The following is a 12,553-nucleotide window of genomic DNA, read 5'->3' on the forward strand; positions in this document are numbered from 1 at the left end:
TAGCCGTTGCGCATCGAGCCCGACGATGGCCTAGGCTCGCATGCGCGTGATTCGGATCACGCCATTGAGCGCGCGCAGCTTGCGGATAACCCGAGCGAGGTGCACGCGGTCATGCACGCTTACCATCAGGTGGACCACGCTGGTGCGACCGTCGCGCTCGTCCATGCTGATTTTCTCGATGTTGCCATCGGCGGCATTGACGCTGCTGGCCAGCAAGGCGATCAGGCCGCGCTGGTGCTCGAGCTCCACCCTCAATTCAACATTGAACTCGCCGCTGACGTCCTTGGCCCATGCCAGCTGGATGCATTTTTCAGGGTTGTGCCGCACTTCGCTGATGTTTCGGCAGTTCTCCAGATGCACCACCATGCCTTTGCCCGCAGACAGGTGACCCACGATAGGGTCGCCCGGGATCGGCGTGCAGCATTTGGCATAGCTGAGGACCAGCCCTTCGGTACCCCGAATGGCCAGCGGGCTTTCGTGATTTGGCGAGGCCTCGCCGTCGGAGGCCAGCAGCCGGCGTGCCACCACATAAGCCATGCGGTTGCCCAGCCCGATGTCCTCGAGCAGGTCTTCGATGACTTCCAGGCGGTACTCCGCAAGCAGGTGTTGGATACGCTCGGCCGGGATGCCATCGAGCGATGCATCGAAGCTGTTCAGCACTTTGTTCAGCAGCCGCTCGCCCAGGCTCACCGATTCGGACCGGCGCTGCAGCTTGAGCGCGTGGCGAATGTGCGTGCGCGCCTTGCCGGTGACCACGAAGTTCAGCCACGCCGGGTTTGGCCGAGCGCCGGGCGCGCTGACGATTTCGACCGTGGAGCCGCTCTGCAAAGGCTCTGAAAGCGGTGCCAGGCGGCGGTTGATACGGCAGGCAATGCAGCTGTTGCCCACATCGGTATGCACCGCATAGGCGAAGTCCACCGCCGTGGAGCCTTTGGGCAGCTCCATGATCTTGCCCTTGGGCGTGAACACGTAGACCTCGTCCGGGAAGAGGTCGATTTTCACGCTTTCGATGAATTCCAGCGAGTTGCCGGCCCGCTGTTGCAGCTCCAGTACACCCTTGACCCACTGACGTGCCCGCGCATGGGTGCTTTTCGGCACGTCGTCGTCATTGGATTTGTACAGCCAATGGGCGGCGATACCGTTGTTGGCCATCTCTTCCATTTCACGGGTGCGAATCTGGATTTCGATAGGCACGCCGTGCATGCCGAACAGCGTGGTGTGCAGGGACTGGTAGCCGTTGGCCTTGGGGATGGCGATATAGTCCTTGAAGCGGCCCGGCAGCGGTTTGTACAGGTTGTGAACGGCGCCCAGCACGCGGTAACAGGTGTCTACCTTGTCCACCACGATGCGGAACGCGTACACGTCCATGATCTCGTTGAAGGCGCGACGCTTGCCGCGCATCTTCTTGTAGATCCCGTAGAGGTGCTTCTGACGGCCGCTCACATCGCCTTCGATGCCGTCTACCGCCAGGCAGTTGGCCAAGGACTGTTCGATCTTGGCGACCAGTTCCTTGCGGTTGCCGCGAGCACGCTTCACCGCCTGGTGGATACGCTCAGAGCGCATCGGGTGCATCGCCTGGAAGCCAAGGTCTTCGAACTCCACGCGCACATTGTGCATGCCCAGCCGGTTGGCGATGGGTGCGTAGATTTCCAGGGTTTCTTTGGCGATGCGGCGGCGCTTCTCGCCGGACAACACTTCGAGGGTGCGCATGTTGTGCAGCCGGTCAGCCAGCTTCACCAGAATGACGCGAATGTCGCGTGCCATGGCCATGGCCATTTTCTGGAAGTTTTCTGCCTGAGCCTCGGCTTTGGTCTCGAAGTTCATCTGGGTCAGCTTGCTGACACCATCGACCAGTTCGGCCACGGTTTCGCCAAACTGTGCGCAGAGCGCTTCCTTGGCGATACCGGTGTCTTCGATCACGTCATGAAGCATGGCGGCCATCAGGCTCTGATGGTCCATGTGCATGTCGGCAAGAATGTTCGCCACCGCGAGCGGGTGGGTAACATACGGCTCACCGCTACGGCGGCGCTGGCCGTCGTGAGCCTGTTCGGCGTAATAGTATGCCCGGCGGACCAGGTTGACCTGGTCCTTGCCGAGATAGGTCGACAAGCGCTCGGCAAGAACGTCTATGCCTGGCAAGGAGGAACCTCCCGCCAGAATGGCGCCTTGGCCGCGGTGGGTCGACAGGGCATGGGGTTAAACGGCCTCGTTGGCCTCGTCCTCGAACGCAGTGAACAGCGGCTCTTCATCGACGATCTCTGCCTCAGCGATTACATCGTAATCGACCAGGCCAGCGGCGATCTCGCGCAGGGCTACCACGGTAGGCTTGTCGTTTTCCCAACCCACTTTGGGCTCCTTGCCGCCGGTTGCCAGCTGACGGGAGCGCTTGGTGGCGAGCATGACCAGCTCGAAGCGGTTATCGACATGTTCCAGGCAGTCTTCAACGGTCACGCGGGCCATGGTCTTCCTCTTGCATAAACAGTGAGCGCCCGCCGGAGCGGGGTAGCGGACTAGGCAGTTTAAAAAATCACCAGCCGTAATGGAAGAGCAACCGCTCCGTCAGCCAACATTTCTCTTGCCGTTGGTCTGCCGCGGTCGCCGCTTCAGCCTAGCAGGCCTTGCAGCAGTGCGGCATGGCGGCCCTGTTGCAGGCCCTGGCTCAGCCGATTGGCGCGGAAAATCGCGCGCAGGTCGCCAAGCGCCGTGGCGAAATCATCGTTGATCACCAGGTAGTCGTACTCAACGTAGTGGCGCATCTCGTTCACCGCTTCACGCATGCGGCCATCGATGATGTCGTCGCTGTCCTGGCCGCGATTGGTCAGACGCTGACGAAGGGCTTGCAGCGATGGCGGCAGGATAAAGATCGAACGTGTGCCCGGGATCAGCTTGCGAACCTGCTCACCGCCCTGCCAGTCGATTTCCAGAATCAGATCCTGGCCCGCTTCCAGCGTTTGTTGCAGCCGGCTTTTGGACGTGCCGTACAGGTTGCCGAACACCTCGGCCTGCTCGAGAAAATCCCCGTGCTCGATCATTGCCTGGAAAGTAGGCCGATCAACGAAGTGGTAGTTCACGCCGTCTGCTTCGCCCGGGCGCATGGCGCGGGTGGTGTGGGAAACCGACACGCGAATGTCGGCTTCGGCGTCGATCAGCGCCTTGACCAGGCTGGTCTTGCCGGCGCCGGACGGCGCGGAAACGATATAAAGGGTGCCGGGTGTCGGTTTCATCAAAATAGCCTTACTCAATGTTCTGTACTTGTTCGCGCATTTGTTCGATCAACACCTTCAGGTTCACCGCGGCCTGAGTGCTACGGGGATCGAAGGCTTTGGAGCCCAGGGTGTTGGCTTCGCGGTTGAGCTCTTGCATGAGGAAATCCAGGCGCCGACCGGCCGCGCCAGGGCTGGCCAGCACGCGGCGAACTTCCCGTACATGGGTGGCCAGGCGGTCCAGCTCTTCTGCCACGTCGCTTTTCTGGGCCAGTAGTACCAGCTCCTGCTCCAGGCGTACGGGGTCGAGCTCGGCGCGCACTTCGGCGAAGCGGTCGAGGATTTTCTGCCGGTGGGCGGCCAGCATCTGTGGCACCTGTTCGCGCAGCGCGGCGATATCTTCAGCCATGGCATCGAGCCGATCATTGATCAGCCTCGCAAGTTCGGCACCTTCCCTGGCGCGGCCTGCTTTCATTTCCGCCAGCGCCTCGTTGAACAGCGCCAGCGCGCCGGCCTGCATCGCCTGGGTATCTACGCTTTCGCTGACCATCACGCCAGGCAACGCCAGCACTTGCAAGGGGTCGATCGCGGCAGGCTGCTGGATCAGGGCGGCAACGGCCTGGGCAGCCTCGATCAGCTCTGCGGCGCGCGCCAGATCCAGCTTCGGCGCCTGGCTGCCCGCTTCTTCGTTCCAGCGCAAGGTGCATTCCACCTTGCCGCGCGACAGCCCGCCGCGCAGTGCCTCGCGCACAGCCCCCTCCAGTTCACGGAAGGCATCCGGTAACCGCAGGTGAGGCTCAAGGTAGCGATGGTTGACCGAGCGCAGCTCCCAGGAAAGGGTGCCATGGGCCCCGGCGCGTTCAGCCCGGGCGAAGGCGGTCATGCTATGGACCATGGGAGGGAACCTCGTGATGGCGGCGAGAAAGGCCGAGCCGCAGGGGCGATAAAGGCGCAAGAGTGTAACTCAAGCGAGGCTTGCCCCCAATGCGCTGTGGTGGGGCGATGTTCGTCCGCGCGTCGGCTGAGGTGTTTTAAATACCTGTCACGCCGGCTCGGCTTTATACTGTCGGGCAGTTTTTCAATCCGTACAGGTAACCCAGATGAAACGTCCCAGTGGTCGCGCCGCCGATCAGCTTCGCTCGATCCGCATCACTCGCAACTACACCCGGCATGCCGAAGGTTCGGTGCTGGTCGAATTCGGCGACACTCGGGTGATCTGCACCGTCAGCGTAGAAAGTGGCGTGCCGCGCTTCCTCAAAGGCCAAGGCCAGGGTTGGCTTACGGCCGAATACGGCATGCTGCCCCGCGCCACTGGCGAGCGTAACCAGCGCGAGGCCAGCCGCGGCAAGCAGGGTGGACGTACGCTGGAAATCCAGCGCCTGATCGGCCGCTCACTGCGCGCGGCACTGGACATGTCCAAGCTTGGCGACATCACACTGTACGTAGACTGCGACGTGATCCAGGCTGACGGCGGTACGCGCACAGCCTCCATTACAGGCGCCATGGTTGCCTTGATCGATGCGCTGAAGGTCATCAAGAAGCGCGGCGGGCTGAAGGCGGGCGATCCGCTCAAGCAGATGATCGCGGCGGTATCGGTAGGGATGTACCAGGGCGAGCCAGTGCTGGACCTCGATTACCTGGAAGACTCCGCAGCGGAAACCGACCTCAACGTGGTCATGACCAGCACGGGCGGCTTCATCGAAGTGCAGGGCACCGCCGAAGGCGCGCCGTTCCAGCCTGAAGACCTCAATGCCATGCTTGCCCTCGCACGCAAAGGCATGGTGGACCTGTTCGAAATTCAGCAGACCGCTTTGGCCGATTGATCATTTGTATCTAACCCTGTAGGAAGCGGGCGAAGCTCGCGAATGGAAAAATAACTAATTCGCGAGCTTTGCCCGCTTCCAACGGCCCGCTGTTACATCAACAGGCGCGGCTCAGATCGTCAGCGTCCAGTCGTAGTCCACGATGAACGGCGCATGCTGCGAGAACCGCGGCTGGCGGGGTAACCGGGCACTGCGCACGAAGCGACGAAGCCCCGGCGTAAGCAGCTGGTAGTCTAAGCGCCAGCCCAGGTTCAGCATCTCCGCCTGTTCGCTGTCCGGCCACCAGCTGTACTGGTCGCCTTCACGGCTTACTTCGCGAAGGGCATCCACATAGCCCATGTTTCCGACGATTTCGTCCATCCAGGCACGCTCCGGCGCCAGGAAGCCAGGAGACTGCTGGCTGTCGCGCCAGTTCTTGATATCGAGCTTCTGCTGGGCGACGTAAAGCGAGCCGCAGTAGATGTACTCGCGACGCTTGCGGCGTTGTTTATCAAGGTAACGCGCGAAGTCGTCCATCAACTTGAATTTCTGATTCAGCTCTTCATCGCCGCCGCGCCCGGAAGGGAACAGCAGCGTCGCAATGCTGACCTTGTCGAAATCCGCTTGCAGGTAGCGACCGAAACGATCGGACGTTTCAATCCCCAGGCCGCTGATGATCGCCTTGGGCTGCAACCGCGAATAAAGCGCGACGCCACCCTGGGCCGGCACTTCCGCGTCGGCCGCATACAGGAAATAACCATCGAGCTGATAAGCGGAATCGTCCAGTTCGAACGCCGAGGCGCGGGTATCCTGCAAGCAGATCACGTCGGCGTTCTGGGCCTGCAGCCAGCTGAGCAAGCCTCGCTCCACAGCTGCCTGAATCCCATTGACGTTCACACTGATGATCCGCATAAATGGCCCCAAAAATCTCGTGCGTGTATGATACCCGAGGTCAAGTTATTTAGCTAAATCCGTGGTATTCAGGACTTTTACATGCAAGCCTACCAGCGTGACTTCATTCGTTTTGCCATCGAGCGGGGCGTGCTGCGCTTCGGTGAGTTTACCCTGAAGTCCGGGCGCACCAGTCCTTACTTCTTCAATGCCGGCCTGTTCAATACAGGCTCGGCACTGGCGCGTCTCGGCCAGTGTTATGCCTCGGCGATCGTCGACAGCGGCCTGAACTTCGACGTGCTGTTCGGCCCGGCGTACAAGGGCATCCCGCTGGCCTCGGCAACCGCCGTGGCATTGGCGGACAAGCACGGGCGCGATGTGCCCTGGTGCTTCAACCGCAAGGAAGCCAAGGATCATGGCGAGGGCGGAAGCCTCGTTGGCGCCCCGCTCAAGGGCGACGTGCTGATCATTGACGACGTGATCACCGCAGGCACCGCCATTCGCGAGGTGATGACCATCATCCAGACCGAGCAGGCTCGCGCCGCCGCTGTGTTGATTGCCCTCAACCGCCAGGAGCGTGGCAAGGGCGAGTTGTCTGCCATTCAGGAAGTGGAGCGCGACTACGGTATTCCGGTCGTGAGCATCGTGTCCCTGGATCAGGTGCTCGAATACCTTGCCGAAGATACCCAGCTCAAGCAGCACTTGCCTGCGGTGGAAGCTTACCGCGCGCAATACGGAATCTGACCATGCGACATGGCCTGGGGTGGGGGCTGGCGCTGCTATTCCCCTTTGCAGCGCTGGCTGCGCCGCCCCCTCCGGTGCAGCTGTATCGCTATACCGATGATCGAGGCGTGGTAGTGCTCGATCGGCAAGGCGTGCCGCCCGAGTTTATTTCCAAGGGTTATCAGATCCTCAACGCGCAGGGGCGTGTACTTCAAACCATCCCTCCGGCACCCAGCGCGCAAGAGACGCAGGCGGCCAGCGCCAGGCGCGCCCGGGCCGAGGCTGACGCAAAGCTGCGTGCGCGGTACACCGGGGTGGACGACCTGGAACGGGCTCGCCAACGCCAGCTCGGCGAGATCGACGGAAGGATTTCGCTGACCCGAGGGGATCTGCAGACCTTGCAAGGTCAACAGGCCTCGCTACAGGGCGAGGCTGCCAATCAGGAGCGCAATGGCCAGGCGGTATCGGCTGGGGTGCTGGATCAGCTTGAAGCCTTGCGCCAGCGCCGGGCGGATTTGAACGCGCAACTGCAGCGCTATCAGCAGATGCGCGAAGACGCGGACCGCGCCTTCAACGCGGACCGTGCTCGGCTGGAACAATTGCTGACGCCTTGAAGGCAGGCAGGCTGGAGCCTATTCGCGGGCTCCGCCTACTCCTGCGCCGGTCGATCAATGCCGCTTGCGGTTGCAGATCAGGGTGCCCACGCCGCTGTCGGTGAAGATTTCCAGCAGTACGGCATTGGGTACTCGGCCGTCGATGATGTGCGAGCTGTTCACGCCGCCTTGCACGGCTTCCAGCGCGCAGCGAATTTTCGGGAGCATGCCGCCGTAGATAGTGCCGTCGGCAATCAGCTCGTTCACTTGTTCAGTCGTAAGGCCTGTAAGCACGTTGCCTTGCTTGTCCATCAAGCCTGCAATGTTGGTGAGCAGCATCAGCTTTTCAGCCTTCAGCGCTTCGGCCACCTTGCCTGCCACCAGGTCCGCGTTGATGTTGTAGGACTCACCATCGGCACCTACGCCGATAGGGGCGATCACCGGAATGAAATCGCCCTTCACCAGCATGTTCAGCAGCTCGGTGTTTACCCCGCTCACTTCGCCCACCAGCCCGATATCAATGATTTCAGGCTTGTCCATGCCCGGCGTCTGCCGCGTAACGGTCAGCTTGCGGGCGCGGATCAGTTCGGCATCCTTGCCGGTCAGGCCAATGGCACTGCCGCCGTGGCGGTTGATCAGGTTAACGATGCTTTTGTTCACCTGGCCACCGAGCACCATCTCCACCACATCCATGGTCTGCGCGTCTGTGACACGCATGCCATCGATGAAGTGGCTCTCGATGTTCAACCGCTTGAGCAGGTCAGCGATCTGAGGCCCGCCGCCATGCACGACCACCGGGTTGATGCCTACCGCTTTCATCAGAACGACATCGCGGGCAAAGCCGGTTTTCAACTCCTCGCTTTCCATAGCGTTGCCGCCGTACTTGATTACCAACGTTTTACCGACGAAACGTCGGATATACGGCAAGGCTTCGGACAGTACCTTGGCAACGTTGGTGGCGGCATCGCGTTCGAGGGTCATGCAAGGCTCCTGGCCGGGTTAGAACGGTATCTTCAGGTCGGGTGAAATACGGGTCAACTGCTCACGGAACACGGCCTTGATGCGCTCGAGCTCGGCCTCGTTCTCCGCCTCGAAGCGCAGTACCAGCACCGGCGTGGTGTTGGAAGCACGTACCAAGCCCCAGCCGTTGGGGTAGTCCACACGAACACCGTCGATGGTGTTCAGGCTCGCATCGCCCCATTCCGCGTTTTGCTGCAATGCATCAATGATGCTGAATTTGCTCTCTTCAGTCACATTGATGTTGATTTCCGGGGTGGAAACATCGTTCGGGAAGGCAGCAAACACGTCTTCAGCGTTTTGCGACTTCTGGCTGAGGATTTCCAGCAGGCGCGCGGCCGCATAGATGCCGTCGTCAAAGCCGAACCAGCGTTCCTTGAAGAATACGTGGCCGCTCATTTCGCCAGCGAGCAGTGCACCGGTTTCCTTCATCTTTTTCTTGATCAGCGAGTGGCCGGTCTTGTACATCACCGGGCGGCCCTTGTTGCCCTCGATCTGGGCCTTCAGGCGACGGCTGCATTTCACGTCATAGATGATGTCTGCGCCTGGGTTGCGGGACAGCACGTCCTGAGCAAAGAGCATCAGCAAGCGGTCGGGATATACAACGTTCCCGGCGTTGGTTACCACGCCTACACGGTCGGCGTCGCCGTCGAATGCCAGGCCCAGGTCCGCGCCGGTTTCCTTGACCTTGGCGATCAGGTCTTCGAGGTTTTCCAGCTTGCCCGGATCCGGATGGTGGTTCGGGAAGTTGCCGTCCACATCGCAGAACAGGGGAATGACTTCGCAGTTGAGCTTCTCGATCAGCTGAGGGGCGATCACGCCGCCTACGCCGTTGCCGCAGTCCACTACCACCTTCAGTTTGCGTGGCACCGCGATGTCTTTCTGGATGTAGGCATCGTACTGGCTGAGGATATCGACCTTTTCGATGGTCCCCTGGCCGCTGGCCAGGTCGTTGTCACGGATACGCTCGTACAGCTTCTGGATCTGCTCGTTGGCCAGGGTGTCGCCAGCGATGATGATCTTGAAGCCATTGTAGTTCGCCGGGTTGTGGCTACCGGTCAGCATCACACCGGATTTGCCTTGAAGCACATTAGCCGCGAAATAAAGAGCGCCCGTTGGGACCATGCCCACGTCGCTTACATGACAACCGCTGTCAGCGATACCTTGAATCAGCTGCGCTACCAGCTCCGGGCCGGACAGGCGGCCGTCGCGGCCTACCGACACATGAGGCTCGCCCTGAGCCAGGCTCTGCGAGCCAATGGCGCGGCCGATCCAGTAAGCGGTTTGCGCAGTCAGTGTTTCTGGCACGATGCCGCGAATGTCATAGGCGCGGAAAATGCTGGCGGGAACATTGGGTGCGACTTGTGCAATGCTGTTCATAGCGGGGGGATGCTCCATTCGCAGAAAGTCCTGGTCGGTGTCGAGGATCCCGACACCAAGTACGTCAGTCTCTTGAAACGGCAGCCGAGCACCCTCCGGCTCGGCGGAGCGGTGGGTTTGGGCGGCCGGGGCGCTGCGAGTCGTAATGCCGTTGAGGTCAGGCGCCACCACGGCGCCGGGATCGGTTCGGCGATCGCGCAAGGAGAAACGGGCCAGGGCCTGGGCCAACCCGTTCAGCTCTGCGAGGCTCAAACTGAACGCTTTGACGACTTTTCCGCCCGAGAGTTCGTCCAGCAGTTGATTCAATTGTCGAGCATCGTCACGTAGGCGCCCGCGCAAGCCGCGAACCACCATCACCATCGCGACCCAGAACGCGCCAGCTGCGATCAGTAGCGCCGCTACCGCCATCAGAAGGGATATCCATTGCACCGGGGCATCGTAGGCCGTGCCTGGTGTGAAGCGCAGGCTCCAGTGTGGGTTGCCCAGGTCCAGGCTATAGGGCCGGGCCGAGCCTGGCGTCCCGCTTTGATAGAGAACCTGCACTGGCCCGTCACCGAAACGCTGCTGGAGCACCAGTTCGCCAGCTTCTGGCGGCAGGGCAGGCAGGCCCCGCAATGCACGCTGCATATCGATTGCCAGCAGCACGGTACCCACAACCTGCTGGGTGCCCGATGCTTTTACAGGGGCCGCGCTGTACACGAGCCACCGCTGCCCCGCGCGTTGGGCTTCCAGAGGGGGAGGCGAGCCGGCCTCGCTACGGCGCAGGAGGTCGAGCGCGGCGAAGGTGAAGGGCGCCGTACGGGTTTCATCCGGTTCGCCCTGGCCCAAGGAGGTAACAAAGGCGTCGATAACCCCATCGCGGTAACGAAGGCCGGCCTCGGCATTTCGCAGGCGAGCTGTGTCACCGCTTTGCAGGGCGGCTACCAGGGCAGGGTCCCCGGCCGCAGCCTGGGTGTCGGCAGCAATCTGTGCAAAAGCCTGCCGCAGGGTGGCCGCCTGGGCAGAAGCCGCGGATTGCGCGAGCTGCCAGCGCCAGGCTTGCTGGGATGGCCCTGGCTGGCCGATCCACAGCAGCAAGGCCGCGACCAGCAACCCTATCGCCGCAACCACCAGGCCGGGCCGCAGCAATTGAAGGTCAGTGGCGCCATCCTCGTCGGCAGGCGTTTTTGGGACTTGCTCAGTGATACCTTTCACAACCGCTCCTTGTGTCAGCTGTCGACGATGCCTGCGATGAAGCGGTTCAGTGGCTCCCGGAGTGCCCGAACCCACCGGCGCCACGCTGGCTCTGGTCAAATGCCTCGACCACCTCGAACCGGGCCTGTACGACCGGTACCAACACCAGTTGAGCGATTCGCTCGCCCACCTTGATCTCGAACGCCGTGTTGCCACGGTTCCAGCAAGAGACCATCAGCTCGCCCTGGTAATCGGAGTCGATCAGGCCCACCAGGTTACCCAATACGATCCCATGCTTGTGCCCCAGGCCGGAGCGCGGCAATACCAGCGCCGCAAGGCCTGGGTCGGCAATGAAAATGGACAACCCTGTCGGGATCAGCACCGTCTGCCCCGGGGCCAGGGTGATATCCGCTGGGAGCATGGCCCGCAGATCGAGGCCGGCGGAACCGGGTGTGGCGTAGTCTGGCAGCGGGAAATCGCTACCCAGGCGTGGATCGAGAATACGGGCTTGCAGGGCGTGCATGATGTTATTGAACCTGGTTGATGCGGTTGGCGATCAGCGCGATCAGTTGGCGCGCGATCTTGCCTTTGCTGGTCTGTGGAAGCAGCGTTTCATTGAGCTGTCGGTCAATGACGCTGCAGGCGTTCTCTTCGCTGTTGAAGCCGATGCTCGGGTTGGCGACGTCATTGGCCACGATCAGGTCGAGGTTCTTGTCGCGCAGCTTGCGGGCGGCATAGTCGAGAAGGTTTTCGGTTTCGGCGGCGAAGCCCACGCTGAAGGGGCGATCCGCCCGGCCAGATAACGTGGCAAGAATGTCCGGGTTGCGGACCATGCGCAGCAGAAGGCCGTCGGCGGTGGACGGGTCTTTCTTCAGCTTTTGCGCGGCGACTACTTCAGGGCGGTAATCGGCAACCGCCGCCGACGCGATCAGAATATCGCAAGGCATGGCGGCTTCGCAGGCGGCGAGCATGTCACGCGCGCTTACCACATCGATGCGACTGACCCGATCCGGGGTTGGCAAATGAACCGGGCCGCTGACCAGCGTCACTTTTGCGCCCGCTTCTGCCGCGGCTTCGGCAAGGGCAAAGCCCATTTTGCCGGAGCTGTGGTTGGTGATGTAGCGCACCGGGTCGATGTTTTCCTGCGTAGGCCCGGCGGTGATGAGTACGTGCTTGCCGGTCAGGGCCTCCCGACGGAAGCAATCGGCGGCCAAGTGGGCCAGATCGGTGGGCTCCAGCATGCGGCCCAGGCCGATGTCACCGCATGCCTGGCTTCCCGAGGCGGGCCCGAACACTTTCAGGCCTCGGGCTTGCACGGTTTGCAGGTTGGCTTGGGTAGCAGGGTCTCGCCACATAGCCTGGTTCATTGCCGGGGCCAGCGCGACTGTTGCGTCGGTTGCCAGCACCAAGGTGGTCAGCAGGTCGTTGGCCAGCCCTTGGGCCAGGCGAGCGATGAGGTCCGCCGTGGCGGGTGCGATCAGCACCAGATCTGCCCAGCGGGCCAGCTCGATATGCCCCATGGCGGCTTCTGCGGCGGGGTCGAGCAAGTCAAGGTGCACCGGGTGCCCGGAAAGCGCCTGCATGGTCAGCGGTGTGATGAACTCGCTGCCGCCCCGTGTCATTACCACGCGCACTTCGGCGCCCTGCTCAAGCAGCCGGCGGACCAGTTCGGCGCTTTTGTAAGCGGCTATGCCACCGCCCACGCCTAGAACGATGCGTTTTCGATACAGCCGCTGCATTGAGCCTGCCTTTATCCGCTTGTGGTTACGAT

12 protein-coding genes are annotated in these 12,553 nt (G+C 61.8%); 3 read left to right on the forward strand and 9 right to left on the reverse strand.

The annotated features are described in order from the left end of the window. Positions 1-30: 30 nt before the first annotated feature. From spoT to LG385_RS21145, 4 genes are all read right to left on the reverse strand, one after another. Positions 31-2,139 (reverse strand): bifunctional GTP diphosphokinase/guanosine-3',5'-bis pyrophosphate 3'-pyrophosphohydrolase, encoded by a 2,109-nt coding sequence (spoT, locus tag LG385_RS21130; RefSeq protein ID WP_181111108.1) that lies wholly within the window; start codon positions 2,137-2,139, stop codon positions 31-33. A 57-nt stretch (positions 2,140-2,196) separates the two neighbouring features. Continuing rightward, entirely contained in the window at positions 2,197-2,460 is a 264-nt protein-coding gene (gene rpoZ, locus LG385_RS21135) for a DNA-directed RNA polymerase subunit omega (RefSeq protein WP_040260325.1), read from the reverse strand. A 143-nt stretch (positions 2,461-2,603) separates the two neighbouring features. Then, positions 2,604-3,224, reverse strand: a complete 621-nt coding sequence (gmk, locus tag LG385_RS21140) for a guanylate kinase (RefSeq protein WP_181111107.1) — start codon at positions 3,222-3,224, stop codon at positions 2,604-2,606. A 10-nt stretch (positions 3,225-3,234) separates the two neighbouring features. Continuing rightward, positions 3,235-4,098: a YicC/YloC family endoribonuclease gene (locus LG385_RS21145; protein ID WP_225775781.1), complete on the reverse strand. Its 864-nt coding sequence runs from the start codon at positions 4,096-4,098 to the stop codon at positions 3,235-3,237. Between the two features lie 205 nt (positions 4,099-4,303). Here LG385_RS21145 and rph point away from each other — a divergent pair, with 205 nt between their 5' ends. Beyond that, the gene (rph, locus tag LG385_RS21150) at positions 4,304-5,026 is read left to right on the forward strand and encodes a ribonuclease PH (RefSeq protein WP_181111105.1); all 723 of its coding nucleotides are present in this window, start codon (positions 4,304-4,306) and stop codon (positions 5,024-5,026) included. Positions 5,027-5,137: 111 nt separating this feature from the next. On the opposite strand, the gene LG385_RS21155 is transcribed toward rph, so the two are convergent. Then, a complete protein-coding gene (locus tag LG385_RS21155; protein WP_225775782.1) occupies positions 5,138-5,917 on the reverse strand; it encodes an exodeoxyribonuclease III in 780 nt (259 codons plus the stop codon). A gap of 81 nt (positions 5,918-5,998) precedes the next feature. Here LG385_RS21155 and pyrE point away from each other — a divergent pair, with 81 nt between their 5' ends. Together pyrE and LG385_RS21165 are read left to right on the forward strand one after the other, a co-directional pair. Further along, positions 5,999-6,640 carry an orotate phosphoribosyltransferase gene (gene pyrE / locus LG385_RS21160; RefSeq protein WP_225775783.1) on the forward strand — a complete coding sequence of 214 codons (642 nt, stop codon included), beginning with the start codon at positions 5,999-6,001 and terminating at the stop codon, positions 6,638-6,640. Between the two features lie 2 nt (positions 6,641-6,642). After that, positions 6,643-7,233: a DUF4124 domain-containing protein gene (locus LG385_RS21165; protein WP_225775784.1), complete on the forward strand. Its 591-nt coding sequence runs from the start codon at positions 6,643-6,645 to the stop codon at positions 7,231-7,233. Between the two features lie 54 nt (positions 7,234-7,287). Here the strand turns inward: LG385_RS21165 and argB are convergent, their stop codons facing one another. The 4 genes from argB to coaBC form a co-directional block, all read right to left on the reverse strand. Next, complete coding sequence (gene argB, locus LG385_RS21170) at positions 7,288-8,193, reverse strand: acetylglutamate kinase (protein ID WP_181111101.1); 906 nt, start codon at positions 8,191-8,193, stop codon at positions 7,288-7,290. Between the two features lie 18 nt (positions 8,194-8,211). Then, complete coding sequence (locus LG385_RS21175) at positions 8,212-9,609, reverse strand: phosphomannomutase/phosphoglucomutase (protein WP_225776295.1); 1,398 nt, start codon at positions 9,607-9,609, stop codon at positions 8,212-8,214. Positions 9,610-10,849: 1,240 nt separating this feature from the next. Beyond that, complete coding sequence (gene dut, locus LG385_RS21180; protein WP_181111100.1) at positions 10,850-11,305, reverse strand: dUTP diphosphatase; 456 nt, start codon at positions 11,303-11,305, stop codon at positions 10,850-10,852. 4 nt (positions 11,306-11,309) lie between these two features. Next, entirely contained in the window at positions 11,310-12,521 is a 1,212-nt protein-coding gene (coaBC, locus tag LG385_RS21185) for a bifunctional phosphopantothenoylcysteine decarboxylase/phosphopantothenate--cysteine ligase CoaBC (RefSeq protein ID WP_181111099.1), read from the reverse strand. Positions 12,522-12,553 lie beyond the last annotated feature (32 nt).

It is taken from the genome of Pseudomonas sp. Marseille-Q5115 (assembly GCF_916618905.1).
Classification (GTDB): Bacteria; Pseudomonadota; Gammaproteobacteria; order Pseudomonadales; family Pseudomonadaceae; genus Aquipseudomonas; species Aquipseudomonas japonica_A.

Excerpts from the sequence above, each read along its gene's own strand:
- LG385_RS21145 (WP_225775781.1), bottom strand. The coding sequence starts at position 4,098 with ATGGTCCATAGCATGACCGCCTTCGCCCGGGCTGAACGCGCCGGGGCC.
- gmk (WP_181111107.1), bottom strand. The coding sequence starts at position 3,224 with ATGAAACCGACACCCGGCACCCTTTATATCGTTTCCGCGCCGTCCGGC.
- argB (WP_181111101.1), bottom strand. The coding sequence starts at position 8,193 with ATGACCCTCGAACGCGATGCCGCCACCAACGTTGCCAAGGTACTGTCC.
- LG385_RS21155 (WP_225775782.1), bottom strand. The coding sequence starts at position 5,917 with ATGCGGATCATCAGTGTGAACGTCAATGGGATTCAGGCAGCTGTGGAG.
- coaBC (WP_181111099.1), bottom strand. The coding sequence starts at position 12,521 with ATGCAGCGGCTGTATCGAAAACGCATCGTTCTAGGCGTGGGCGGTGGC.
- rpoZ (WP_040260325.1), bottom strand. The coding sequence starts at position 2,460 with ATGGCCCGCGTGACCGTTGAAGACTGCCTGGAACATGTCGATAACCGC.
- dut (WP_181111100.1), bottom strand. The coding sequence starts at position 11,305 with ATGCACGCCCTGCAAGCCCGTATTCTCGATCCACGCCTGGGTAGCGAT.
- pyrE (WP_225775783.1), top strand. The coding sequence starts at position 5,999 with ATGCAAGCCTACCAGCGTGACTTCATTCGTTTTGCCATCGAGCGGGGC.
- LG385_RS21175 (WP_225776295.1), bottom strand. The coding sequence starts at position 9,609 with ATGAACAGCATTGCACAAGTCGCACCCAATGTTCCCGCCAGCATTTTC.
- LG385_RS21165 (WP_225775784.1), top strand. The coding sequence starts at position 6,643 with ATGCGACATGGCCTGGGGTGGGGGCTGGCGCTGCTATTCCCCTTTGCA.
- rph (WP_181111105.1), top strand. The coding sequence starts at position 4,304 with ATGAAACGTCCCAGTGGTCGCGCCGCCGATCAGCTTCGCTCGATCCGC.